The following is a 25,843-nucleotide window of genomic DNA, read 5'->3' on the forward strand; positions in this document are numbered from 1 at the left end:
CAGATTCAAACCGTAAAACGGTTATCCCACTCGCGTCGGACGCTGGGTTTCTTGAGGGTTGCGCCAGTCGATCCCGGACAGCAGATAGGAGAGCTGCGCCGGCGAGATCATCACCGGTTCACCGGCTACCGATGGCCAGATGAACCTTCCTCTCTCGAGCCTTTTTTGTAAAAAGGCATGCTCCTGGCCATCGTGCCAAATCACCTTCAAAAGATCGCCGCGTTTGCCCCTGAAGCAGAAAAGACCACCGCCCATAGCATCGTGCTTGAGCACTTCCTGCACGCGCAGAGCCAGGCTCGGAAAGCCACACCGCATGTCCGTATGGCCCGTCGCCAGCCACACTCGCACGCCCGTCGGGAGCGGGATCAACGTAGTGTCTCCAGCCCTCGCATGATCCGTAGCAAAACCGCGACATCGACGTTGTGGTCCACGATCACGCGTCGGCCATTCGCGGTCACGATCTCAAAGTGCCCGTCATCGCCGGCGCGGTCGCAGGCGTCGTCGACTGGATCTCCGGCACAATCTGGGCTGGCACAAATCCATCGGCCTGACTGCCGCCAAGCTGTCCTTCGCGATAGGCCTTACGCCATGAAAACAGAAGCTGTTTCGCAACCCCATGGTGCCGTGCTGTCGCCGACACCATCCGTGGCGCCGAAAAACTTTCCTCGACAATTCGGAGTTTCTCCGCTTCCGACCAGCGCCGACGCCGACCAGTCTCCACAATCTCAAGGCGGCTCACTTGGCGACTGTCAGTAAGGATATCCATACTGACAGTCAGCTACAGGTCGGAAAAACCCGCAAGACGGCCGTCCTCGGACGAATACGCTTGACTGGTGGCAGGCACCGTTCGAGCACGGTCCTCTCGGGGCGGGGTAGAGCGTCCTCGCGCACGGCGCGGCCGGCGTGGTCGGTTCGATGGTGACCCAACTCGCGCGCGCGGCCGGCGCCTACGTCGTGGCACAGGACACACCTCCGACCGTCAGGCGGCGCTCGACTTCGGCGCACAAGAGTTCATTGACCTCGAGAACGACGCCTGAGAGACGTCGGCACAGTCGATCTGGTCGTCGACGTCTTCGGTGGCCCCACCGGGAAGCGCTCTGCAGCCCCGAATCGCACCGGACGCATTTTGGAGACCATCGCCGGCCCGGCGGAGGCACGGCCCGCGTCGATTTCGTCGTCGAGTCCGATCGTGCCCAACTGACTGAGATCGTTCAGCGGGTGCGGGACAGTCGAGTGCGGACGAACATCGGCATCGTCTTGACCCTCGATCATGCGTCGCCGACTTGAACCGGACCCAGCAACGCAAGGGAAAGACCATCATCCGCGTACGCCCATGAGCGACACACCATGCATGCGAGACGAATGACCCAGGAGACATTATCGTGAAGGCGATCGTTGTGACGGATCAGGCTGCGGGACAGCCAGGAAGAGACTGGAGGAGCGGCGCGAGCGGTGGGCGGCAATAAACAACGTCGTCGGTCAGGTTCATGCGTGGGAATTCGTTCCGACTGAGCTGTCGTCGGTCTCGACCTGGGACCGATCGCCGCGATTGTGCCGCACACCGTCAATCCCTAGAGAGCATGAAGCCACTATTGACGCACGGAGCTCAGTTTCGGCAAGTCAGCCACTGCTCCAAACATATGAGTTTGGGAGCAAGATGGTGCCTCGGGTTTGGTGGCCAGCACCGTGTTGTACGGGTTGCCGAACACAAACACCTTCGACGTGCGCCAAATAATGCGCTCCAGTTCCACGAATGTGCGCATCTTTAGCCGGTACTTCCACAAGAGCATGTGTTGAATGAAGTTCCAGGTTAGTCCCCAGGCCAAGAATGGTAGTCGCCGATAGCGAATTGGACCGAAGCCAAGTCGGCGCATCTTGTACACGAGAAGATTGGCCCCGACAAAATTGTAACGCCAATTCTCGAAGAAGGCGGTGACACTCAGGTAATCCTTGGTACGGCGACAATGATCCAGCGACCCCGGCGAATGGATCAGCAACCGTCCTCCCGGCTTGAGCATCCGCCAGCACCTAGCTAGCCACGCGTCCAGGTCTTTGGTGTAGCCAATCGACTCTAGCGCATAGATGGCATCAAAGTGTTCATTCGGGAGATCGAGGCTGTCGAAGTCGGTCACTATCACCTGTCCACGCCCTCCAAGTCTCTTAAATTTGCGCCGGCAGATCTCTGCCTGCACAGACGAATTGGTCACGCACACAACTTCGATATTGCTCCGTCTGGCGAGGTATTCGGCTGCCGCGCCGGAGCCGCAGCCTAGATCCAAGATTCGCATCCCGTCTCTGGGCTTCAATAGTGCATATTCGGCCTCGTAAGGGTGCGAAAACGCCAATCGGGGGAACACACACGTGCTGTAGTTTGATTCTTCGTCGCGATACGTGCCGAACACGTCATCGTATGTGCGCGTTTCGTCGTCATGTTTGAGAAAATCGTCCGGCCTTGGTGTCCACTCGATCAGTTGCCGCTGCTCGAATTCATTCAGCTGGTGGCCGATCTTACTCGCGTCCTTCGGTCGGGTCACCAAAACAAACAGTACGTAATGAAACAAGTTATATGCCACGAACGACACGACAATGACGCCCGTTAGCAGCTGAGATGTTAAAGCGATATTCAAGGTGCGCTCCTGTGACAGCTGCAGAAACTCTATGAATGCGGTTGCAAGTATCAGATCACAGCAGTGCCGCATGCTGTTAGAGGCTAATTTCCGGGCTAGGTGATTAGCGTCACTCTGACCGTGAGCCGCCCCTACTGCTGTTCTCCGGCAGCCGCTCGAACGCTATTTGGAGCCAGGCCACCCAATTTCGATCACTTTGAGTTCTGAAGCGGTCGACGCACTTCTTGGAGCAAAGGGGGGTTCGCCACGAGTAGTGCCGGACGAGACCAAACTTGCCGTCACAAACTGCGCATCGCGCAGCTCTGCCAGATCTGAGGCTCGGAGAGCAGTTGGGCATTTGTGGCTTCCTTCTGGTACTCTCGATCGAGTGGAAAAAGTAGGCGGTGAAGCTGGGGGACTTCACCGCCCTTAACCTTCCGACGGGGGGGCGTATTCCATCGGAAGGCGGGAGCGAGCTGCTTTGAGCGCCGCACCCTTTACCGTGCGTCAATCGACCGCGTTTTTCACCGTCGCACTTCATGAGCCTTTGCGTTTTTACGACGGACGGAGCCTAGACGGTCGTGATCAGCGGTTCAATTGAACGTAGGAAATCGTCGGGCATCCAAAGTCGTCATCGAACGATACCAAGGTCCATGGCGTTCGCTCCTAAAGCCGACCAGTTCCGCACTCTCGCGCAGTAGGGCACGAGGGCCGGCGGCAGGGCTAAGAGCATAGCGCAGCGAAGCCTGCTGTCTTGAGATGAGGGATTCGCAAGCTTCACAACCAGGAGCCGCCCTTGACCACGGATGCAGTGGGCCCGCTGCGCCGGCCTGCGCATGATCAAGCACATGACGATAAGCAAGTTCGCGCCCAAACACCCGACATGACCACCTTCAACGGGCCAAACATTCGCAGCTTCCTCGGATGATCGTCAGATCTGGCCACCTTCGAGCAGGTGCGCCGCTATCAGCTCCATCTGGCATCGATCGCTGTCGGCGTCCTGACCATCAACCAGAGTGTCTCGACATTGCGGTTCTTCTTCAAGACCAAGCTGCGGCGTAACCATATCGTCGAACACACGCACTTCATCCAACAGTCGCGCGGGATGCCGGTGACGCTGAGCGCGGAGGAAGTGGCGCGGCTGCTCGATGCTGCACCGGTGCTCAGCTACAAGGCCGGCACTGGCCTGCGTGACAACGATCGCTCACCGGCAACTCGCGCATTTTCGCAGCAACGGCCGGTCCATCGAGCGTGTCCCGCGGCTTCGACCGCGTTCAGATCGTGCATCACCGCACCACAGTTGGTGGCACGGACCATGGTAGGGACCCTCTTCGCCGTCTCGATGAACACCTTCGACCCCCGAGCCGCGGCTCCGCACCGCACTGCTGTTTCAAAATGAGGATGTGCTGATCGTTGGCGAAAGACGCAAGTTCGGCCGGCAACATCACGGGCCCAGCCTTTCGAGGGCCAACTCGTCCGGGCGGATGTTGACATTGATGTTCCGGAACCGCGCAGACTCTTCAGCGTGGTGTGCTTTATCATGTTCTGCCGCGCAAGAGCATCACCGCAAAAGGCTAGGCTCAGATGCCAGTACGGTCCTGCCCCGACGAACGACCGGACGTCCATTTTTGGTGTCCGCAAATCCGCGCGGCAGATATCAGCTTTGACAGGCAACTCGCCTGGCCCCAATGGTGGAGAGGTCCATGACAGAACTTGCGCAACATTGGAAACAGAGCCGACACATTTTTTCGTCCGAGATCAAGGTCGGCCGCCAAGTCTCGAACCGGTCATGAAACAATTGAAGGAAACCCGCATGGAACAGCGCCCCCAAATCGGTGACAGGATCACTGACAACTCAACATCACCCGATGATAGCACTGTTCGGGACTGGATCGGACCGGGCGCGTTCAAGCATTGGGCCTCTCTCCAGAACTGGATTGAGAAATTTTACCCCGGTGTCTTCGCGCCGGAATGGCTCTATAGCGGCAAGAAGCGCGGCTGGTCCTTACGCTACAAGAAAACAAGGGCCTTTTGCACCTTCCTGCCGGAATACAGGCGGTTTTCGGCCGTGGTGGTGTTGGGGGAGCAGAACGAGACAAATTTGAGGAGCGCCGCAATATCTGGCGCTCGCAGCTGATCAAGCTTTACGATAAAGGCCAAACATACCCGGATGGTAAATTCCTGACAATTGCAATTTCATCCGCGGAAGACCGACAGGATGTGACCAAGCTTTTGACAATGAAGCGCCCTCCCCGGTTGCGCGGTTGAATGTCGCGGAAGTGCTAAGTTTCGCAGCAAAGTCGCCGACCTGGATACTGAGTAAAAATCTGGCAAGTCTCGGACGGTGCCGACCGGCCATTCGGCCCTCAACTCTCAAGACGTCGTTGCACGATGCGTTATCGTCTGGAGAGTTGTTCCAGCCCACCAGCTACCTGTCAATATGCTCGGCCAGGAGTGTCGTTACGATCTGCCCTATACGACCAGTGTCCGTCAGCGCGAGCGCGCAGATTCTACGAACAAGATGCAGGTTCTGGTCGCCCAGAGCGGCGCATGCGCCGCCGGCGGCCCGGGTAGTCATAATCGCCTAATTTCATCCGCAGCCCTTTGACATCAGGCCTTCCGTAGCCTGATCGACCAAGTAGATGCCGAGTCCAAGCAACATCTCGCGAGCGAACGCCAGAAGCTTTCGTTCTCCCCCACTCCCCCACTCCGCCATCCAGCAAGAGGTCTTAGGCGCGCGGCGGACCCGAAGCGGACGTTGGCTGCGTCAATCGCCTTCTTAGCTAGCCGGTCGGCGGCATTCCCCGCTGCTATGAAAACTATACATGCCGGTTATTGGAAAGCGTCGTCCGGGGTTGCGATCAATGCGTGAGCTTCGCGGATTCATGAGTGAGGTCGCATTGGCTCATGGCTCACCCCCTAGGCGCTCTAGAGGCATTCATGGCTTTCACATTAAAGATCAACGGCTCGCGCCATGAGGTCGATGTCGACGGCGACAGCCCGTTGCTATGGGTGTTGCGCGATGTGCTCGGCATGACCGGGACCAAGTTTGGCTGCGGCAAAGCATTGTGCGGCGCCTGCACCGTGCATATCGACGGCAAACCGGCCCGCTCCTGTCAGACGTCGGTCGATAGTATCGGCGACAGCGCGGTTACCACCATCGAGGCGATTAGCCGCACGCCGCAAGGGGCGGCCTTGCAGAAGGCGTGGTTGGATCTGGAGGTAGCGCAGTGCGGCTACTGCCAGTCCGGCCAGATCATGTCGGCGGCGGCATTGCTGAAAGAGACTCCTAAACCTAGCGATGCGGATATCGACTCGGCGATGTCGGGAAATGTCTGCCGTTGCGGTACCTACCAGCGCATCCGGACCGCGATACAGCTAGCAGCGGGAGTGTGAACCATGGATAGCCCTGTTTTAACGAGCCGGACCGAAGGTGAAACGGCCATGTCTCGGCGCACTTTTTTCCAGGGAACGGGTCTGCTGCTCGGTTTTGCTGTGACCGGTGCGTGCACGGAGCCCGTATTCGCGGCGCTTGCTTCGCATGTAACGGAAAACGAGATCACGGGTACTTTCGCGCCGAATGGATTCATACGGATCAATCCAACTGGCGCCGTGACTCTGGTCATTCCGATGATCGAGATGGGACAAGGCGTTTACACGTCCCTCTCGATGCTTCTCGCTGAAGAACTGGCAGTGAGGCTTGACCAGGTTCAGGTTCAGCATGCGCCGCCAAATCATGCGCTTTACGCCAACTCGATCATAGGGATCCAAAATACCGGCGGTTCCGCCTCAGTCCGCGCCTTTTGGACACCCTTACGTCAGGCAGGGGCAGTGGGTCGCAATCTGCTGATCGCGGCAGCTGCAAAGCGCTGGAATGTCGATCCGGCAACTTGCCGCGCCAAGGACGGCATCGTGTTCGATGCATCTGGCTCGAAGCATCTGAGTTACGGCGGACTTGCGACGGCCGCGGCGAAATTGCCAGTGCCGGCTGCAGCAACCGTCAAATTGAAGGATCCGAAGGAGTTCAACCTGATCGGCACGCGTGCCAAGCGCCTGGATGCGGCAATAAAGGTGGATGGGCGCGCCCTCTTCGGCATTGATGCGCGACTGCCGGGTATGAAGGTTGCAGCGGTTGCCATTTCGCCTGTGCTGGGGGGCAAAGCGACAAGAGTGAATGAGAAGGCCGCGTTGGCCGTGAAGGACGTCCGACAGGTGGTCAATATCGATGAAGCTGTCGCCGTGGTGGCGGATCACATGGGTGCAGCGAAGAAGGGGCTCGAGGCCGCCGCCATTGCCTGGGACGACGGGCCGAACGGCAAGGTCAGCAGCGCCGACATCGTAAGGCAGTTGCAGGAGGAATCCAAAAGCCCGGGTGCGGTTGCTCGTGACGTGGGTAATGTAGGGAAGGCACTTGCTGAGGCGGCGCAACGGGTCGACGCCATGTATCAGGTGCCTTTCCTGGCCCATGCGGCGATGGAGCCGATGAATTGTACGGTTCATCTGCAAAAGGATCGTTGCGAAATTTGGGTCGGCACACAGGCGCCCACGATCACGCAGTCTCAGGTGGCCGAACTCACCCGTCTGCCAATAGATGCGATCAAGATTCACAATCATCTGATTGGCGGTGGGTTCGGCCGAAGGCTGGAGCCCGATGGCACGATACTAGCCGTCAAGATCGCCAAGCACGTCGATGGCCCGGTGAAGGTGACCTGGAGCCGCGAGGAGGACATCCAGCACGATATGTATCGGCCCTACTATGTCGACCGGCTGTCGGCCGGACTTGATGCAGCCGGCAAGCCGGTTGCCTGGACGCATCGGATCGCCGGCTCCTCGGTCATGGCTCGCTATTATCCTCCTTACTTCAAGGATGGACTGGATCCCGATGCCGTAGAAGGGGCGGCTGAGCCGCCCTATGCGCTGCCCAACATCCACGTCGACTTTGTCCGGGTCGAGCACCCCGGTGTCCGGACGTCTTGGTGGCGCGGCGTCGGACCGACTCACAACGTTTTCGTCGTCGAAAGCTTCATTGATGAGCTCGCTCACGCCGCGAAGCAGGATCCCGTCGCTTATCGCAGGGGATTGCTTGGGCACAATCCGCGAGCGCTTGCTGTTCTGTCGCTTGCGGCGGACAAAGCGGGATGGGGATCACCCCTTCCGTCGCGGCATGGGCGCGGAATTTCGGTACAATTCTCATACGGAAGTTACACATCGCAGGTCGCCGAGCTCGAAGTGGCGGCCGATGGCTCTGTCAAAGTCAAGCGGATCGTCTGTGCGATTGACTGCGGCATGTACGTCAATCCAGACACCATCGAAGCGCAGATTCAGGGTGGAACGCTCTTCGGTCTGACCGCCGCTCTCCATGGGTCAATCACTTTCAAGGACGGACGGGTCGAGCAGAGCAACTTCGACAGCTATTTGCCCATGCGCCTAGACGAGGTGCCGCACGTGGAGACGCACTTGGTTAAGAACGCGGAAGCTCCAGGTGGGGTTGGTGAAGCTCCAACCGCCATTGTGAGTGCTGCTGTGACCAACGCCATCTTCGCCGCGACTGGAAAGCGTCTGCGCAAACTGCCAATCGATACGAATTCGCTGAAGTCGTCCTCTTAGTTCCTGCCCATCATCTCCCGCGCGCGGCCTCGCGGCGGACGGGGTGATGGCCCGGGTCTAAGGCTCGCGCGGATAAAGGCCTATGGAATCGGACGCCTTGTCCGCTCAGAGCAAGCCGCTTCTCAGAAGGACGCTGTCTCGGGCCGCAAAGTCGATCCGCTTCGAAGCTGTCATGTGCTCCCTAGGTGGGCCGGGAACCGAACTACGACGCGGTCCATTCAGGCGTAATAAACCTCGGCTCCAGACGTCGCCAGAATTGATGGCAAGACACAAAGTTCAATGGTACGAACGAGCTTGGCGACGACCTCGCTAATCTTGGAGAACAGGCTTCGGAGCACTTTCGGCATCGGTAGCTGGGCAGTAAGGGCCACTACAGTCATGCGGAACACCTCAAAAGCTGTCCCAACGCAGGCTCTCATCGGGCACAACGTTTCGCTGCCGGCGGGATCCACTGTCAAATTATCTACGACAGATCTCGACAACTTGGTGCAGGCGCTCGAGATCGACGTCATCGCACTGACTGAGCTTCTGGTGCCGCACGGTCATCGAGTCGAGATGGGAATGATCGACGCACCCGGAATCCACTACAATTTGAGTGGCGTGGGACGCATATCTATCAGCGGCGGACCAGAGATGCCGTTGAGCCCTCATTTGCTCATCATCGTGCCGCCGAAAACGCCGTTCACGATCGAGGTCGACGGTGGAAGTGGCCCACCGAAGCTCATTTCGAGAGACTGCTGGACTCGTCAAGACGGCGTTCTCCGCGTGGCAATGCCGAACGAGCGACCCGAAATCGTTCAGATATGCGGTTTTTTCAACGCATCCTTTGGTCATTCTGTGAGGCTATTCGGAGAACTCCGCGAACCGGTGATCGAGCAGTTCGAGCCGGCAGACAAGATTGATCTGAAGCTTCGCGAGGCGATGGACGAGCTGCTACGGCAAGAGGTAGGCGTTGGAGCCATGACAGCGTCTCTGCTGAAGCAAATCGTCGTCGCATTGGTGCGGCGGTCCTTGAGGTCCTCCCAACGGTGGACTGAGCGATTCTCGATACTCACTGACAGGCAGGTCACCCGTGCTTTTGCGGATATGGTGGCGCGCCCAGGAGCCACCCATTCGGTTCAAAGCTTGGCACACAGTGCAGGATTGAGCCGCTCGGCGTTCATGGCCCGATTCTCGGACATCTTTGGACAATCACCGATGGCCATCTTGCGAGGTTTGAGAATGCGCCAGGCCGCGGTCGACTTGGTGACAACGACGATATCGGTCGACGTCATCGCTCATAATGCGGGGTACCAGAGTCGTTCAAGCTTCGTGCGAGCTTTTCGAAAGGCGTATAACCGAGATCCGAGCGACTATCGGCGGATGGCCAAAGCCCAGAAGAGTAGCTGAGAACGGACAGCGAGATTGAGACCAACCGTTTCACCCGGCCGACCACATGGTCGATGTCGCGAATACAGCCGGTAACCCCGGCGCGCGTATCCGACCATGCTTGGACTTCCGAACCACGACATCAGCCACTATGCACGCTGCGACCATCCTCTAAACACCTAAACCGAGTGTCGGATGGATTTGACGTGCGCAGCCAACGCACCAGATCCTTGGGTACCGAGGCTGCTCGCAACATTCCGCTTCGAATTGGCGGCAGCGAAGGCGTAGCCCCCGGAAGCACCATCAACGAAGTGCACGTGATTAGCTTGCGTGGGTAATGGCACAAAACATGTTAGATTTGCGGCCAATTGGCGATCAGCGAACATCCTACGTGCCTCGATTAGCTGCGGGCCGAGCGCGAACGCGGCGCCACGACGAGATTACCGGAAGCGCGCCAACCTTGAATAAGCGAAGTCACGGGCCGCGTGCCCTGCGCCCCCCTCGCCTAGCTGATCCGAACGCCGCACATACCCGCGATGATCGCTGCCGAGATAAAGGCGCAGATTGCGACGCCCGCGCCCCAAAGACGATTTGCCGCGAGCCGATCGACGCCATGCGCGATGAGTACCATCCGTAAGCCCGACGCAAGGTGGCTTAGGACAAAAAACACGCCCAGCGCATAGTGAGGCAACAGGCGGATATTCCATGCGTCATGAATGAGCCCAGTCGGGGCGCCGATCGCGAAATTCCAATCGGTCGGTATGCCGAGAAAGCTTCTTGCGTAGATAAAAACCGAGTTCATGTGCCCAAGGATGTACAGCGAGAGGTAGGCCCCCGAGGCGACCTGGAATGTCCGATGGAAGCCCTGCGGGGCGGCACTCCAATGCCATGCTAGAAACACGCCGGTGCCGACCTGGAAAAGCATGGCCGCGACCAGCAGCGGTTCACCTAGCCCAGAGCGGTAGACAACGCGGCCGATCTTCATGACGGACGCATGTGCCTCGGAGCCGATCAACCCAAACAGGTGATTGGCCAGATGGAACGCCACGAACAGGCACAAGACCGCCGCCGTTATTCCGTGAGCAATCCGCCAGCGCCCCACGGTCGGTCGCGTTGCCGCGGCGCGACTGTCGGCGGTCTGTGCCCAAATCGCGATCGAGAGCCAAAGCGCGCACCACACGAGTTCGTCTGGGAGAGGGCTATGAATTAGGGCCTGAACAACGCCAACAAACACGAAGAGGGTTGGGGCCGCCACGCCGGCATAGGCGAGCCGCCGGGTCCCCGGATCGGCGCCGGGCCGGCAAGCGAGCGCGAGCGCGAGGAACGGAAGGACCAAGGCCACACCCAGGATCAGGGTCGCGCCGGCAATTGCGAGAGGCGAAGGCCTTGCACCCTGCGCGCGGACGACGGCATGAAAGGCCCGGAGTAGAAAAGGGTAGCAAACGGCCGCTGCTGCGGGAGCCAGCGCCAAATAGTCGAGGCGGGGCCCGATCGTAGCGCTTCGGTCCGGCGGCTGAGAAAACGCCATCTTGAGTCCTACGAATATCAAGCGCGCAATGCGGCCGAACCGCCCGAAGGCTGCAACCGTGCAAGGCCCCCACCATCGGTCCTATCCAGAATGATCCCGGCCCAAGCTCCAAGCGTATCGCCCTCGGCTGGAATCGCTACGTCGGCCGTGAATACGACGATGCGCGGGCTCGTGACGGACGGCTGCAGACCAACATCGGCAAAGTATCGACGCTCGACTACGCAGCCGCCGCCTTCAAGCTGCTCTACGCCTGCCCAATCCCGAACGGGCCGCGAGCGGATCCTCAGGCACGTTCAAGACCGACGTCGTAAGCAGGACAGCGGCAGCGAGGACCCAATAATACCAGGCGTCGAGCCCAGCGAATTTGTAGGCAAAAGGCGCGATGACAAAGACCACACCGACCGCGCGATCTACCCAAAGGTGCAGCCAGTAAGGAATGATGTGGACGAGCCCGGTGGGATGGTCGGTCAGGGCGGCCAAGAGGAGCGCGGCCACACCGACGACAACCGAAAGCCACATTGCGAGCGGTCCGCTCTGGCCGAGGTTCAGCACGAACGGCATTGCGATCAAGACGATCGCAATCGGATAATCGATCAGGTAGGCGTGGATAGACCTGGTGATGAAGCGGAACGACATCGGTGTCTCCTACGTGTTTCGTTGCTAGAGTGGGTCCTTGCGACGCGGAGAGTGCATCCACCCAAGAGGACGGCTCCGCGGTCCTATGCTGGCGAGCACTCCCTCAAACCGTCACGGGGCAGCTCGGCTGAGTAATGGTAAGCCAGCACGCCACCCATTAAAAATGCCGGGTCGTTATCGTTTCCATTCCACTCGCCTGGTGCGATAGAAGCGGGTTAGTCGGCAGAAGTGAACGCATCCGCGCCTCGCATGCGCTGAAAAGTTCCGGCTTTGTCGCGGATTGGCGCCACTTCGTGTCAGCCTGCCGCAGCCGCGGGTATCTGAGTCGGCTTGCCCTCGTTCTTTCCTTCCGCGAGGTTGCGCACCACCACATAGAAGATGGGCGTGAAGATCAGGCCGAACAGCGTGACGCCGAGCATACCGAAAAAGACCGCAACCCCGACCGCCTGGCGCATCTCCGAGCCGGAACCGGTCGACACCACGAGCGGCAGCACGCCTAGGATGAAGGCGAACGACGTCATCAGGATCGGCCGCAGGCGGAGCCGGCAGGCCTCGATCACCGCCTCCAGCCGTGGCCTGCCCTCGAGCTCGATATCACGCGCGAACTCGACGATCAGGATCGCGTTCTTGGCGGCCAGGCCCACCAGCACCACAAAGCCGATCTGTGTCAGGATGTTGACGTCCTGGCCTAGGATACGCACACCGATCGTCGCGGCAAACAGGCACATCGGCACGATCAGGATCACCGCAAACGGCAACGTCCAGCTGCCATATTGGGCGGCGAGCACGAGATAGACGAACAGCACGCAGATCGGGAACACATAGAGACCGGCATTGCCACCCGTTACTTGTTGATAGGATAGATCAGTCCATTCGAGGGAAAAACCGCTCGGCAAGGTTTCGTCGGCGATCTTCTTGATGGTGTCGAGCGCTGTCGCCGAGCTCACACCTGGCGCCGGCTCACCTTGCACCTCGGACGCCGAGTATAGATTGTAACGCGCGACACGGTCTGGCCCGGAAATGTCCTTGAAGTCCACGATGCTCCCGAGCATCACCATGTCGCCGACGGCGTTGCGGGTGCGCAGACGCGCAAGATCGCTGGTCTCCTTCCGGAACGGCAGGTCGGCCTGCGCAGTGACGTGGTAGGTCCGCCCGAACAGGTTAAAGTCGTTGACATAGGTCGAGCCGAAGTACGTTTCAATCGTGTCGGTGATGCTGGCGATGGGGACACCGAGCTTCTGCGCCTTGACGCGATCAACATCGACGAACAGCTGCGGCGTGTTCGCCGAATAGGGCGAGAACACCGAGGTCAGCTTTGGCGACTTTCGCGCGGCGCTGACGAGTTCGTTGGTCGCGGCTGCGAGCAGTTCGGGACCGCGCCCTTGTCGATCCTGGATGCGGATAGCGAAGCCGCCGCCGGTGCCAATGCCCGGCACCGCGGGCGGTGGAATGACGATGATGAAAGCGCCTTGGACCGTCGACAGCCGTTTGCGCAAATCGGCCGTGATTGCAACCGCCGTCAGCCCCTTCTTCTGCCGTGCCTCCGGCTCGTCGAACACCGGGAACAACGCCGCGGCGTTGCCGGCTTGCGTGCGGGTTGCGCCGGAAAAGCCGCTGAACGCCGCGACCCGGACAATACCCGGCGTATCCAGCGCAATCCGCTCGATCTCGCGCACAATTGCAGCGGTTCGTGCAAGCGACGCGGCGCCCGGCAATTGCACCGAGATGATGAGGTATCCGCGATCTTGCGCCGGGATGAAGCCCCGCGAGGTGGTCGCGAGCAGCCAACCGGCGCTGCCGATCAACGCGACATAGAGCAACAGCATCGGCGCGGAGTGCCGGATCTCCAGGGTTGCGACAGCCGCATAGCCATTCGACAGCCAATCGAACACACGGTTGAAGACACCACTGAAGGCCGACCAGCCGCGCGCGATCAGGTTCCAACGCGCAGGCGACCGCTTCTCCTCATGCGGGACCAGGATCTGCGAGGCTAGCGCGGGTGACAGCGTCAGCGAGCAGAAGCAGGAGATCGCGGTTGCGACCGCGATGGTGACAGCGAACTGCTGGAAGAACTGCCCGGAAATGCCACCGAGGAAAGCTGTCGGCACGAACACCGCGCAGAGCACCAGTGCGATCGAAACCAGTGCGCCGCCGACCTCCCCCATTGTCTTGAGCGCCGCCTCGCGCCGGCTCATACCGTTCCGGAGATGTCGCTCGACATTCTCGACCACCACGATCGCGTCATCGACCACGATGCCGACGGCGAGTACAAGGCCGAACAGCGTCAGATTGTTGATTGAGAATCCGAGCGCCGCCATTACCGCGAAGGTACCTACCAGCGACACGGGTATCGCGATGATCGGGATGATTGCAGGTCGCCAGCCCTGCAGGAATACCAGCACCACGATGACGACGAGCGCCATCGCCTCGTAGACCGTCTTGATCAGCTCGTGGACCGACTGGGCGATGAATTCGGTCGGGTTGTAGCCGATATTGTAGTCGAGCCCCTTCGGGAACCTCTCCTTCAGCTTCGCCATAGTCGTAGAGATTGCCTTCGCTGTGGCAAGCGCGTTCGATCCGGGCCGTTGGGTCACTACCATTGCAACCGCCGGCTTGCGCAGGATGCGGCTGCTGGTGGCATAGGAGAGCGCACCGAGCTCGACGCGGGCAACGTCGCGCAGCCGCACCGTGCGGCCGTCCGAGCCGGCCTTCACCACGATGTCCTCGAACTGCCTGATGTCCTTGAGGCGGCCGGTGAAGACGAGATCTGGCTGAAACGCGCGATCGGCGATCGGCGGCTCCGCGATCTGGCCGCCAGCGATCTGCAGGTTCTGCGCCCTAATCGCCGCCAGTACTTCGGTCGAGGTCAGGCCGAGATTGGCGATCCTATCCGAATCAAGCCAAAGCCGCATCGAGTAGTCGCGCGCGCCGAACATCTGAATGTCACCGATGCCGTCAAGCCGCAGCAGCTGGTCGCGGACCTGCAGAAGCGTGTAATTGGAGATGTAGAGCTGGTCGAAACTCTCGTCCGGCGACAGCATGAACACGACCATCAGGATGTCGGGCGAGTTCTTGCGGGTGACGACGCCGTTGCGCTGGACCTCCTCGGGCAAGCGGGGCTGCGCGATCGCCACCCGGTTCTGCACCAGCACCTGGGCCTTGTCGAGATCGGTGCCGAGCTTGAAGGTGACGGTAATCGTGAGCTGACCGTTCGAGGTCGCCTGGCTGTAGAGATACAGCATGTCCTCGACCCCGTTGATCTCCTGCTCGATGGGAGCTGCAACGGTGTCGGAAACCGTCTGCGCTGAGGCGCCAGGATATTGCGTAGTCACAGTGACGGTCGGCGGCACTGCCTGCGGATATTCCGAGACCGGCAGCGTCTGATAGGCGATCGTGCCGACGATCAGAAGCACGATCGACAGCACCATCGCGAGGATAGGCTGGTTGATGGAAAGCCTTCCGAGATTCATGGCTTGGCACCTGGCGGAGTCTTGTCGCCCCCCTGCGTTTGCGACATGAATGGCGTCACCTTGGCGCCGACGCGGGCGCGCTGAATGCCGTCGATGATGACGTGGTCCTCTGGCTTCAGGCCCTCGCGAATCACCCGCAGGCCGTCATCTAGGGGCCCGAGCACCACCGGCCTTGCCTCCACCGTATTGTCGTCCCTGACCACGAACACGATCTTGCGCGACTGGTCGGTTGCGACCGCGACGTCCGGAATCAGCAGCGCCTCATAGGGCGCGCTGCCGATCAAGCGAACGCGGCCGAACTGGCCGGGTAGGATCGAGAGATCTTTGTTGGGGATGATGGCGCGGCTGCGCAGCGTCGCGGTGGAGACGTCGAGCCGGTTGTCTAGGAAGTCCATCTTGCCCTCATGCGAGGGCTTCGTTTCGCCGGTCAACGCCACCTGCACCGGGTTCGCGGTGTCGCGCGAACTCGGCCGCCTGCCTTGAAACCACAGCTTGCTGTTGCGTTGATAGGTCGGCTCGTCGACATCGAAATAGATGTAGATCGGATCGAGCGACACGATCGAGGTCAGCAGGGTCGCGCCGCTTTCGCTGCCCTGCACCAGATTTCCAGGGGTCACTAGATGGCGGCTGACGCGGCCGGTGATCGGCGCCAGCACATGGGTGAATTCGACGTTGAGCTGGGCGGCCTTCAATGTACCCTCGGCCTGCGTCTCAGCCGCATGAGCCGCCTGCAACGCCTGACGACGCTGGTCGACGACCTGTTCGGAAACTGCGCTAGTCCGAACCAGGGTCAGCCCACGGTCGAGTTCACGCTTCGCAAGCTCTTCCTTGGCCCGCGCGTCGTCGAGTTGACCTTGGGCCTGCAAAGCGACCGCCTCAAACGGGCGCGGATCGATGATGTAAAGCAGATCGCCTGCATGAACGATCGCACCATCCGTGAACTCGACCCTGTTGACGAAGCCGCCGACGCGAGCGCGGACCTGAACCTCTTCGATCGCCTCGAACCGGCCAGTGAACTCATCCCAGTCGGTGACCGTTCGTTTCACCGGTTGCGCGACTGTCACCGACGGTGGCGGAGGCGCGGCCGCCTGCGATTTCGCCTTGTCTTCGCAGCCAACGAGCGTCAGCGCAAGCAGCAGAATGATCAGCGCGCCGCATCGAAGGTGCCGAAACGAACTGCGCGCCGCAGGTTCCGCCGCCGCTAAGGACCCAGGCCGCAGTGTCAGCGCGCCCACGGCGCGAGGATTTCGAATACATCGTTGCTTAGCATATCGACCCACTCTTAAGATTCCCATGTTGGTCCGCGTGCCGATCGCGAAACCGCAAGTATCCCCTCGACGATAGTTTGGAGAGTGACCTTGGAACGTCGGCGACTGAAATCACCTCTCGCTATGGAGTCGATAAACGTTCTTTATTGCCGCTCGACCCGAGAGCACGACGATTAGCGAGGGACCGCAGAAGCCGCATCGCACTCGACGGCGCCGCTTTACTCTGCAGACGTTTCTAGGCCGCGTGCAGTCACCGGCTATCGACGGCGCCGCGGAGTCGCGTACAGGGCTCCGAGCAAAGCTCGTACGTGGCGTAAGAGAACCCCAAAAAGCGGGGGGCACTGTGGCCCATTCATAACCCTGCAGGAATAACGAACGCGCTTTTACACTCTGGCGCATCTCGACCAAGAGGCAACTCTGCGCCAGAGAACTTAAAGATCATTCAGGAGACGACAGCACCACGCCTGTTATCGGCCCGCGCCATGTTTCACCACCGTTTTCCTCTGTAACGACGAGCTTCGTTGTGTCGTCCTTGGAGGTCTGGCGCAACCATCACTGAAGAAGGTCACGTATCGTTTGAGGACTGAATTTGAAAAACGGTGTGCTCGTTCGCGTCCTGGGACTTCCGCTGACTGGAAGTTAATGCATTCTTCGTGACCGGAAGACCATAGGCCCGCTACACATTGATGGAGTTGTTCACCCGAAATTCGATACGCTCTACGGAGCATTCCTGACGATTATGGAAATGATAACTTTACCTGAATGGTCTTCGGACTTACTTGCTGAACGCGCTCGCTTGCGTGGACGCAAGGCTGGGATCTCCCAGCACAGCTAAGAGTCTATTTCGCGCTGTCACTGGCGGACACGCTCGCGGAAGTCGACGGATGAATCATTCGAAGGATCAGGACCTAATCGTGACCAAGATTCGCGAAGTTGTTGTCGCAACCGACCCCACCAATCATGGCGCGCTGATTTGCCATGTCGGCGAATCTCGGTTTGCTGTCGGCGGCCCAGATGGCATCGGGCACGATTCTTCTGGACCCAATCCTTACGACCTTCTCAGCGCGTCTCTTGCCGCATGCACTGCTATGAGCGTTCGTTTTCAGGCTCAGCGCCAGAAAGTCCCGCTGGAGCGCGTGGAGGTGGGCGTCAGCTTCCGCCACGGCTCCCAAGGCAAAAGGATTCCTTCGAGCGCACCCTGGTGCTTGAAGGAGATCTTGACACGCAGCAGCGCACATTCTTGTTGGAAGCCGCGAACCTCTGTCCGGTAGGCCACATTCTCGGTACTAGTGCGGATGTTACCACACGCCTGGACGTTACAACTTCCGGTCACAACGAAAGCCCTCAGGCCAGCTACGAGGACGACGTGGCTCTACTCCCGATCCCGAATATCACTCCGGATTGACCGTCTCTCGTGCCGTCGACCAACGCACCGGGGTATCACAGCCCATCATACCCCAGGGTCTTCAGTTCGCGACGCGCGATGCCCCGCGGGTATTCGCTCCGCCGACGCGCTCTGGTCTTTCGCGTTCATGGCATCGATTCACATAGCCACCCGTCATTAGACCATCGATTTTCATGATCGTACTTTTGCTCGTCTGCAAGAGAACTCGAAATAACGACACACCACACAGAAGGAGGCCGATGATGAAGGCAATTGTCGTAACGGACCAGGCCGCGGGAACTGCGGGGATGAGGCTTGTGGATCGGCCTCAGCCTCGAGCGGCGATCAACGACGTCGTCGTTCAAGTTCATGCGTCGGGATTCGTCCCCACTGAGCTGGAGTGGCCCTCTACATGGACCGACCGCCTCGATCGCGACCGAACACCGTCGATTCCCGGACATGAGCTGGCCGGAATTGTCGTCGCCCTCGGCTATGGCACAACGGGGCTGTCGGTTGGACAGCGGGTGTTCGGTCTCGCCGACTGGTATCGCGACGGCACCCTGGCGGAGTATGTAGCAATGGAGGCGCGTAACCTTGCGCCGCTCCCGGGTGACGTCGACTTCATAGTGGGCGCGAGTCCGCCAATCTCGGGCCTCACGGCGTGGCAGGGACTGTTCGTGCACGGCCGCCTTCAGGCGGGGCAGAGCGTTCTCGTGCACGGCGCGGCCGGCGCAGTCGGATCCATCGTGACGCAGCTCGCACGAGAGGCCGGCGCTTACGTCATCGGCACCGGGCGCGCCGCTCATGGTCAAAAGGCGCTCGAGTTCGGCGCGAACGAGTTCGTTAGCCTCGACAACGACGTGCTGGAAGACGTCGGCGGAGTCGATCTGGTGTTCGATGTCATCGGCGGCGACATCGGGAAGCGTTCCGCGCGCCTGGTTAGAGCCGGAGGAACGTTGGTGTCTATCGTCGGGCCGAGCGAGGCGCGAGCCGCCGACGGCTTGGCGGTCGACTTCGTCGTCGAGTCCGATCGTGCCCAACTGAGTGAGATCGTTCAGCGGGTGCGGAACGGACGACTGCTGACGAACATCGGCAACGTCTCGATCCTCGATGACGCCGTCGCCGCTTTCAATCAGACCGAGCGCATCAGCGGGAAGACGATCATCCGCACTCGTCCCTGACGACGTGCGGCTTCGATGCAAGTGGCCAGCCGCGTCTTATCAGAAGACCAGAGCAAAGTGGGATACCACCGAACGGGCTCCGTAGCCTTTGGAGTAAAAAAGGAGCAACAGCCCTTCACTATCTCGACCTATTCCCTCACGCAGAACAACAACCTGACCAACGGAATCACCATGACCAGCAGAAGAACTATGACCAATGAGGTCATCGAATGCATCCTGAGCCGCCGCGCCACGAAATACTACGACCCTGCCGCCACGTTGAGCGACGATCAAATCCGCGAGTTGGTTCGAATCGGGACCACCGCGCCGACATCCTTCCACTTGCAGAACTGGCGCTTCATCGCCGTGCGCACGCCGGAAGCCAAGGCTCGCCTTAGTCCGATCGCTTGGAGTCAACCCGCGATCACGGAAGCGGCTGTTACCTTCATCATCTGCGGCCAGTTGGCCGACTCCAGCGTGGTACCCGAGCGTCTGGCACCGCTGGTAGAAGAGGGCATCATGCCGGCAAAGATGGTGCCGGAATGGGAGATCCCCGCACGCGACCTGTACATGGAATATCCACAGCGCCAGCGCGACGAGGCCGTACGCACCGGCACCTTCGGCGCGGCAGCGATGATTTATGCGGCCCGCTCGCTAGGCCTGGGTTCAACCCCGATGATCGGTTTCAATGCTGAAGAAGTGCACCGCGAGTTCGGGCTTACGAAGGACGAAGTACCGGTCATGCTGTTGTCCGTAGGGGCGGAGCGTCCGGGAAACTGGCCACAGAAGCCGCGGCGGCCGGTGGGTGATGTGCTGAACCTCGTCTGATTACTAGTGAAACCAGCAACTTACAGAGAACATGATGCCCAGGATTGCAGCTCTAAAAGCAGAACAAGTGCCGCCCGATTCGAAACCGACCCTCGACATGTTCACCGGGATCATCGGGTTCACGCCGAACATGATGGCGACTTTCGCGGCAAGCCCGATCGCGTTCAACGCATGGGCCGCCCTGCTCGGCTCCTTGAGCAAGGCGCTCGACGTAAAGACGCGTGACAGCATCGGTCTCGCCGTCTCCGAAGTGAATGGCTGCGACTATTGCCTGACGGTTCACAGTTATACGGCCGATCATATGGCCAAGCTGCCGGCCAATGAAATCACTCTCGCTCGGATGGGTCATGCCAGCGACCGGAAGCGGGACGCCGGGATCTGGTTCGCGCGCAAAGTCACCGAGACCCGCGGCAAGATCAGCGACGCCGATCTGAAGGCTGTCCGCGATGCGGGCTACACGGATGCGAACGTCATCGAGATCGTCGCGCTGGTTGCCATGTACTCACTGACGAACTTTTTCAACAATGTGTTCGATCCCGAGAAGGACTTTCCCGCCGTTGCGCCGGCTGGCTCGATCTGAACTCTATCCCGTCTTATCGAACATCTCCTGGAGTGCTCGGAGCGTTTATCTGATGCGAGCGTAACGCCACTGCCTGGATGCGCCCAGGGAGCGCCTCCGGGCTTTGGTCCGTGCCGACGAGGGTTTTCCGAAAGCCAAAAGTGACGCAAAATGGCACCTTGCGAGATTAACGGACAGGATAGCGGAATCGGAGAAGACCTGGAAGGGCAGCACGAAGGTGCTCGCCGCTTGGAGCCTGCGCGGCGGCCTGTTGTTCGTCAGCAGCGCCGTCGTGTTATTGCAGTCAATCAGGGTACTGCGCTTGGCCAACGCGTGAAAATCGGAGATCAGAGGTGACTTTTTTTCACTCCTAAATGAGGGAGGTCGAGCTGCATGGCCAAACCTTTCGGGATGCGACGTTCACCGCAAATTCGACTGGCTCCGGTACAGCTTGGACACGCTCGATCTGCTTGCGGATCCGCGGCGGGGTCCAGCGGTGGTCCTGCGGCAGTCTGAATCCCTTGACCAGCCCGAACATCGCCGGGATCACGATCAACGTCAGCAGCGTGGAAGAGATCATGCCGCCGATCATCGGCACCGCGATGCGCTGCATGATCTCGGATCCCGTCCCGGTGCTCCACATGATCGGCAGCAGCCCCGCCATGATGGCGACCACGGTCATCATCTTCGGCCGGACCCGCTCCACCGCCCCCTCCATGATGGCGTCGTAGAGGTCGCCACGGGTCAGCGCCCGACCTTCCATGTCGCGCTCGACCTTGATCTCCGACACCGCCTGGTTGAGATAGATCAGCATGACGACGCCGGTCTCTGCGGCGACGCCCGCGAGCGCGATAAAGCCGACCGCGACTGCGACGGACAGGTTGAAGCCTAGCCACCACATCAGCCACAACCCGCCGACGAGCGCGAACGGCAGGGAGAGCATCACGATGATCGTCTCGGTGATCGAACGGAAGTTCAGGTAGAGCAGCAGGAAGATGATCAGCAGCGTCACGGGCACAACGATCTTCAGCCGCGCGGTGGCCCGCTCCAGGTATTCGTACTGGCCGCTCCACATGACGTAGTAGCCGGCCGGAAACTGGATGCTGGCCTGCACAGCGGCTTTGGCGTCGGCGACGTAGCCGCCGAGGTCGCGGTCGCGGATGTCGACGTAGATATAGGTCGCGAGCTGCCCGTTCTCGGTGCGGATCGAGGTCGGCCCGCGCGCCGGCGCAATTTTCGCGACCTCACCGAGCGGTACCGCGCCGCCAGCGGGCATCGGCACCAGCACGTCGCTGGCGATGGCCTGCGGATTGTCGCGCAGGTCGCGCGGATAGCGCATGTTGACGGTGAAGCGCTGCCGCCCTTCGACGGTTGTCGTCACCGTCTGGCCGCCGAGCGCCGTCGCGATCGTGTCCTGCACGTCCTGGACCATGATCCCGTAGCGCGCCAGCGCCGCCCGGTCCGGCGTGATTTCCAGATAGTAGCCGCCGATGCCGCGCTCGGCATACGCAGAGGAGGTGCCCGGCACCGCCTTGAGGACCTGCTCGACCTCCTTGGCGAGCTTGTCGATCTCGACCAGGTCGGTGCCGATGACTTTGACGCCGATCAGAGTCCGGATGCCCGTCGACAGCATGTCGATGCGCGCCTTGATCGGCATGGTCCAGGCATTCGAAACGCCCGGAAACTGCAGCGCCTTGTCCATCTCGGCGATCAGAGCGTCGACGGTCATGCCGGGCCGCCACTCCTCCTTCGGTTTGAGGTTGACGATTGTCTCGAACATCTCGGACGGGGCCGGGTCGGTGGCGGTCGCGGCGCGCCCCGCCTTGCCGTAGACCGAGGCGACTTCCGGAAACGACCGGATGATGCGGTCCTGGGCCTGCATCAGTTCGCCCGCCCTTCGTCACGGAGATGCCCGGCAGCGTTGTCGGCATGTAGAGCAGCGTGCCTTCGTTGAGGTTCGGCATGAACTCCGTGCCGAGTTGGCGCGCTGGCCAGATGCTCACCGCGAGGGCCGCCAGCGCGAGCACGATCACCAGAATCTTTGCCCGCATCACGCCCTTGATCACCGGGCGGTAGATCCAGATCAGGAAGCGGTTGATCGGATTCCTGTGCTCCGGAACGATCCACCCGCGCACGAAGATCACCATCAGAGCCGGCACCAACGTCACCGACAGAAGCGCGGCGGCCGCCATCGAGAACGTCTTGGTGAACGCCAGCGGGCTGAACAGACGCCCCTCCTGCGACTCCAGCGTGAAGATCGGCATGAACGACACGGTGATGATCAGCAGGCTGAAGAAGAGTGCCGGCCCAACTTCGGCAGCCGCGGCGATCAGGATGTCGATCCTGGAGCGTCCGGGCTCCGCCCGCTCGAGGTGCTTGTGGGCGTTCTCGATCATGACGATGGCCGCGTCGACCATGGCGCCGATCGCGATCGCGATCCCGCCGAGGCTCATGATGTTGGAGCCGAGCCCTAACAGCTTCATGGCGCCGAAGGCCATCAGCACCCCGACTGGCAGCATTAGGATCGCAACCAGGGCGCTTCGAACGTGCAGCAGAAACACGATGCAGACCAGTGCGACCACGACGCTTTCCTCGAACAGCGTGTGTTTGAGGGTGGCGATGGCCGCATAGATCAGGTTGGAGCGGTCGTAGACCGGGACGATCTCCACCGATTTCGGCAGGCTGGAGGCGATCTCCTTGAAGCGTTTCTTGACGTTCTCGATGACCTCCAGCGCGTTCAGGCCAAAGCGCTGCAGCACGATGCCGCTGGCGACCTCGCCCTCGCCGTTCAGCTCCGTGATGCCTCGGCGCTCGTCGGGGCCGAGTTCGACGCGAGCGACTTCGCGCAGCAGCACCGGCGTGCCGCCGGAGGTCTTCAGGACGATGTTGCCGAGGTCGTTGATCGACTTGATGTAGCCCTTGCCGCGGATGACGTACTCGAACTCGGACAGCTCGACCGTCCTCCCGCCGACGTCGGCGTTGCTGGCGCGAATGGCGTCGCGCATCTTCTGCATGGTGATGCCGAGGTCGCGCATGCGCTGCGGATCGAGAATCACATTGTATTGCTTGACGAAGCCGCCGACGCTCGCCACCTCCGCGACGCCCTCGGCCTTCGCGAGTGCAAACTTCAGATTCCAGTCCTGGACGGTCCGCGTGTCGGCGAGGTTCAGTTCCTTCGACATCACGGCGTACTGGTAGACCCAGCCGACGCCGGTCGCGTCGGGACCGATCGTGGGAGTGACACCGGTCGGCAGGCGCGAGGTCGCGCCATTGAGGAACTCCAGCACCCGCGAGCGCGCCCAGTAGATGTCAGTGCCGTCCTCGAAGATGACGTAGACAAACGAGACGCCGAAGAACGAGAAGCCGCGGACCACCTTCGATTTCGGGACGGTCAACATCGCCGTCGTCAGCGGATAGGTGACCTGGTCCTCGATCACCTGCGGCGCCTGGCCGGGATACTCCGTGTAGACGATGACCTGGGTGTCCGAGAGATCCGGGATCGCATCGAGCGGCAGATGCAGAAGCGCATAGAGCCCCGCAGCGGCGGCGAAGCCGGTCCCGAACAGCACCAGCAGCAGGTTGCGGGCGGACCAGGCGATGAGGCGGCCAATCATTGCTGCGCCCCTCGGCAAAGCCCTTCAGCGCGGCCTTCAGATTGCTTTCAGCATCGATCAGGAAGTTCGCCGAGATCACCACGGCCTCGCCCTCCGCGAGGCCGTGCCGGACTTCCACGAAGCCGCCGCCACGATTGCCGAGCTTGACCTCGCGCGGCTCCAGCCGACCCTGCCCCTTGTCGACGAAAACGGCCTGCCGGCTGCCGGTGTCCATCATGGCGCTCTCCGGCACGGCGAGCACCGTCTCGCCGCTGCCGGTGTCGATCTCGGCGTCGACATACATGTCGTGCAGGAGGATCAGCTCCGGGTTCTCCAGTTCGATGCGCACGCGCGCCGTTCGCGTCTCCTTGTTGATCTCGGGGTAGATGACCTGAACTTTTCCGCTGAACTCACGTCCGGGAAAGCTCCGCGCCTTCACCGTGACCGATTGCCCCTTGGTGATCACGCCCAGATCGCGTTCGGCGACATCGATCAGCGCCCAAACAACGGAGTGGTCGGCGATCCGGAACAGCACCCCACCTGGCTGTACACGCATGCCCTCGATGGCATTGCGCTCCAGCACGATGCCGTCACGCGGAGAGGTCCAGTCGACCGAGGTGGGCACAGTTCGGCTCTTCTCGATGGCGGCAATGGCGCTCTCGGGCACATCCAGGTTCATCAGGCGCTGCCGGGAGCCGCGCCCGTACTGAACATCGCCCCCGTGGTCTTCGAGGTGATCGTTGCGAGGTACTCGGCCGCAGCCGAGGAAACGGATGGGCTGTAGACCTCCATCAGCGGCTGGCCCTTCATGACATGCGAACCCGTCGTGACGTCTGCGACCTTCAGGATGAAACTTTCTGATCTCATGGCGATCACGGAGATGCGCCGTTCGTCGAGGGCAATCGTGCCAGGTGCCCTGACGATGGTCCGGATCACCCGCATCGCTGCGGGCTCCGACTTGACGCCGGTCCGCTGAATCTTGCCGGGCGAGAGTTTGATCGATCCGTCGTCGCTGTCATCGCCCTCGTAGACAGGGATGTAGTCCATCCCCATGGAATCCTTCTTCGGCGTCGGTGAGGTGTCCGGCAGGCCCATGGGATTGCGGTAGTATTTGATCTTGCGCTCTCCGGAGCCGCCGGCCGTTGTCGATGCCGGCGGACTTCCCGCCTCCTCGTCGAAGCTGAGGTCGGCGCCAGCGGGCACGGCGCGGTAATCCCGGCCATCCGGGGTCTTTCGCGGCACCAGCGAGTATGACGGCTTCCCGTCCGGATCCTGGTAATAGATCGGGGCGCCGCGCTCCTCGGCCGCAGCGGGGCCGATCACGGCGACGGTTCGCGTCGCCGGCCGCTGCGGGCCGGCGACGACGAGCGCGATGCCGACCGCCGCGATCATCGCGGCGGTCGGGCTTGCTGCGAAGCGGCGGGTCACTTCTGCGCCGTGACGACGAGCTTGTTCTCGACGGTGCCGGTCTCACCCTGGACCTTGGCGCCGAGCGAAAGTTGCCACCGCCCCGCCGTGCCGAACGTCGCCTTGAAACGATACGTGCCCGGCTCCGTTCCCGGCATCAGCGTGACCTTGGTCGCCATCTCCTGCATGCCGTCCGGAGCCATGTCCAAACGGCTGGCGAAGATCACGGCGTCCGGTACCGGCTTGCCGGTCTTCGTGTTCACGAGCCTGACGGTGATGACCTTGTCGGGGCCGGCCTGGACCGACTGGTCGACGAGCTCGAACTTGTAGTCCTTGATGTCGGCCAATACGGCCGTGCTTGTGCTGCCGATGCTCGCAGCGATCAACGCGGCCTGCATGGCGCGCCCAAAGGTAGAGGTCTTCATTTTC

Annotated in this window: 17 protein-coding genes and 6 pseudogenes; 12 read left to right on the top strand and 11 right to left on the bottom strand. The window is 60.9% G+C overall.

Translation table 11 applies throughout. From position 1 onward, the window contains the following. Positions 1 to 21 precede the first annotated feature (21 nt). Together tnpB and tnpA are read right to left on the bottom strand one after the other, a co-directional pair. A complete protein-coding gene (tnpB, locus tag ACTGJ9_RS29470; RefSeq protein WP_456678670.1) occupies positions 22 to 348 on the bottom strand; it encodes an IS66 family insertion sequence element accessory protein TnpB in 327 nt (108 codons plus the stop codon). 17 nt (positions 349 to 365) lie between these two features. Continuing rightward, positions 366 to 766, bottom strand: a pseudogene (tnpA, locus tag ACTGJ9_RS29475) (IS66-like element accessory protein TnpA). A 68-nt stretch (positions 767 to 834) separates the two neighbouring features. Here tnpA and ACTGJ9_RS29480 point away from each other — a divergent pair. Both ACTGJ9_RS29480 and ACTGJ9_RS29485 read left to right on the top strand, forming a co-directional pair. Then, positions 835 to 1,337: pseudogene (locus ACTGJ9_RS29480) on the top strand (MDR/zinc-dependent alcohol dehydrogenase-like family protein); the annotation flags it as partial. A gap of 45 nt (positions 1,338 to 1,382) precedes the next feature. After that, positions 1,383 to 1,570, top strand: a pseudogene (locus ACTGJ9_RS29485) (NADP-dependent oxidoreductase); the annotation flags it as partial. A gap of 19 nt (positions 1,571 to 1,589) precedes the next feature. Here the strand turns inward: ACTGJ9_RS29485 and ACTGJ9_RS29490 are convergent. Continuing rightward, entirely contained in the window at positions 1,590 to 2,627 is a 1,038-nt protein-coding gene (locus tag ACTGJ9_RS29490) for a methyltransferase domain-containing protein (protein ID WP_456673928.1), read from the bottom strand. A 934-nt stretch (positions 2,628 to 3,561) separates the two neighbouring features. On the opposite strand from ACTGJ9_RS29490, the gene ACTGJ9_RS29495 reads away from it, so the two are divergent. The 5 genes and pseudogenes from ACTGJ9_RS29495 (at position 3,562) to ACTGJ9_RS29515 (ending at position 9,602) form a co-directional block, all read left to right on the top strand. After that, positions 3,562 to 4,005: a hypothetical protein gene (locus tag ACTGJ9_RS29495; RefSeq protein WP_456673929.1), complete on the top strand. Its 444-nt coding sequence runs from the start codon at positions 3,562 to 3,564 to the stop codon at positions 4,003 to 4,005. Between the two features lie 414 nt (positions 4,006 to 4,419). Beyond that, positions 4,420 to 4,874 (top strand): annotated as a pseudogene (locus ACTGJ9_RS29500) (DUF3788 domain-containing protein). 672 nt (positions 4,875 to 5,546) lie between these two features. Then, positions 5,547 to 6,002, top strand: a complete 456-nt coding sequence (locus ACTGJ9_RS29505) for a (2Fe-2S)-binding protein (protein WP_456673930.1) — start codon at positions 5,547 to 5,549, stop codon at positions 6,000 to 6,002. A 3-nt stretch (positions 6,003 to 6,005) separates the two neighbouring features. Then, complete coding sequence (locus ACTGJ9_RS29510) at positions 6,006 to 8,213, top strand: molybdopterin cofactor-binding domain-containing protein (protein ID WP_456673931.1); 2,208 nt, start codon at positions 6,006 to 6,008, stop codon at positions 8,211 to 8,213. A gap of 378 nt (positions 8,214 to 8,591) precedes the next feature. Beyond that, positions 8,592 to 9,602, top strand: coding sequence for a helix-turn-helix transcriptional regulator (locus ACTGJ9_RS29515; RefSeq protein ID WP_456673932.1), 1,011 nt, complete (start codon positions 8,592 to 8,594; stop codon positions 9,600 to 9,602). Between the two features lie 158 nt (positions 9,603 to 9,760). On the opposite strand, the gene ACTGJ9_RS29520 is transcribed toward ACTGJ9_RS29515, so the two are convergent. From ACTGJ9_RS29520 to ACTGJ9_RS29540, 5 genes are all read right to left on the bottom strand, one after another. Further along, entirely contained in the window at positions 9,761 to 9,967 is a 207-nt protein-coding gene (locus ACTGJ9_RS29520; RefSeq protein WP_456673933.1) for a DUF3095 family protein, read from the bottom strand. 119 nt (positions 9,968 to 10,086) lie between these two features. Next, positions 10,087 to 11,109, bottom strand: a complete 1,023-nt coding sequence (locus tag ACTGJ9_RS29525; protein WP_456673934.1) for a hypothetical protein — start codon at positions 11,107 to 11,109, stop codon at positions 10,087 to 10,089. A 234-nt stretch (positions 11,110 to 11,343) separates the two neighbouring features. Continuing rightward, positions 11,344 to 11,745 (bottom strand): SPW repeat domain-containing protein, encoded by a 402-nt coding sequence (locus tag ACTGJ9_RS29530; RefSeq protein ID WP_456673935.1) that lies wholly within the window; start codon positions 11,743 to 11,745, stop codon positions 11,344 to 11,346. A gap of 296 nt (positions 11,746 to 12,041) precedes the next feature. Next, on the bottom strand, positions 12,042 to 15,215 hold the full coding sequence (locus tag ACTGJ9_RS29535; RefSeq protein ID WP_456673936.1) for an efflux RND transporter permease subunit: 3,174 nt from the start codon (positions 15,213 to 15,215) through the stop codon (positions 12,042 to 12,044). Next, entirely contained in the window at positions 15,212 to 16,450 is a 1,239-nt protein-coding gene (locus tag ACTGJ9_RS29540; RefSeq protein ID WP_456673937.1) for an efflux RND transporter periplasmic adaptor subunit, read from the bottom strand. The genes ACTGJ9_RS29535 and ACTGJ9_RS29540 overlap by 4 nt, the downstream gene beginning before the upstream one ends. Positions 16,451 to 17,397: 947 nt before the next feature. Here ACTGJ9_RS29540 and ACTGJ9_RS29545 point away from each other — a divergent pair. The 5 genes from ACTGJ9_RS29545 to ACTGJ9_RS29565 all read left to right on the top strand — a co-directional run bounded on the left by ACTGJ9_RS29545 (position 17,398) and on the right by ACTGJ9_RS29565 (position 20,751). After that, positions 17,398 to 17,754 (top strand): OsmC family protein, encoded by a 357-nt coding sequence (locus ACTGJ9_RS29545; RefSeq protein ID WP_456673938.1) that lies wholly within the window; start codon positions 17,398 to 17,400, stop codon positions 17,752 to 17,754. 376 nt (positions 17,755 to 18,130) lie between these two features. Beyond that, positions 18,131 to 19,048, top strand: coding sequence for an NADP-dependent oxidoreductase (locus ACTGJ9_RS29550; protein ID WP_456678671.1), 918 nt, complete (start codon positions 18,131 to 18,133; stop codon positions 19,046 to 19,048). 171 nt (positions 19,049 to 19,219) lie between these two features. Next, the gene (locus ACTGJ9_RS29555; RefSeq protein ID WP_456678672.1) at positions 19,220 to 19,855 is read left to right on the top strand and encodes a nitroreductase family protein; all 636 of its coding nucleotides are present in this window, start codon (positions 19,220 to 19,222) and stop codon (positions 19,853 to 19,855) included. A 34-nt stretch (positions 19,856 to 19,889) separates the two neighbouring features. Continuing rightward, positions 19,890 to 20,435 carry a carboxymuconolactone decarboxylase family protein gene (locus tag ACTGJ9_RS29560; protein WP_456678673.1) on the top strand — a complete coding sequence of 182 codons (546 nt, stop codon included), beginning with the start codon at positions 19,890 to 19,892 and terminating at the stop codon, positions 20,433 to 20,435. Between the two features lie 103 nt (positions 20,436 to 20,538). Next, positions 20,539 to 20,751, top strand: a complete 213-nt coding sequence (locus tag ACTGJ9_RS29565; protein WP_456673939.1) for a hypothetical protein — start codon at positions 20,539 to 20,541, stop codon at positions 20,749 to 20,751. Positions 20,752 to 20,784: 33 nt separating this feature from the next. Here ACTGJ9_RS29565 and ACTGJ9_RS29570 read toward each other — a convergent pair. The 3 genes and pseudogenes from ACTGJ9_RS29570 to ACTGJ9_RS29580 form a co-directional block, all read right to left on the bottom strand. After that, positions 20,785 to 24,028 (bottom strand): annotated as a pseudogene (locus ACTGJ9_RS29570) (efflux RND transporter permease subunit). 10 nt (positions 24,029 to 24,038) lie between these two features. Next, a pseudogene (locus tag ACTGJ9_RS29575) lies at positions 24,039 to 25,435 on the bottom strand (efflux RND transporter periplasmic adaptor subunit); the annotation flags it as partial. Then, positions 25,432 to 25,839 carry a FixH family protein gene (locus tag ACTGJ9_RS29580; RefSeq protein WP_456673940.1) on the bottom strand — a complete coding sequence of 136 codons (408 nt, stop codon included), beginning with the start codon at positions 25,837 to 25,839 and terminating at the stop codon, positions 25,432 to 25,434. The pseudogene ACTGJ9_RS29575 and the gene ACTGJ9_RS29580, both read right to left, overlap by 4 nt. Between the last annotated feature and the right edge of the window lie 4 nt (positions 25,840 to 25,843).

Source organism: Bradyrhizobium sp. RDM12 (assembly GCF_051917485.1).
Lineage (GTDB): Bacteria > Pseudomonadota > Alphaproteobacteria > Rhizobiales > Xanthobacteraceae > Bradyrhizobium.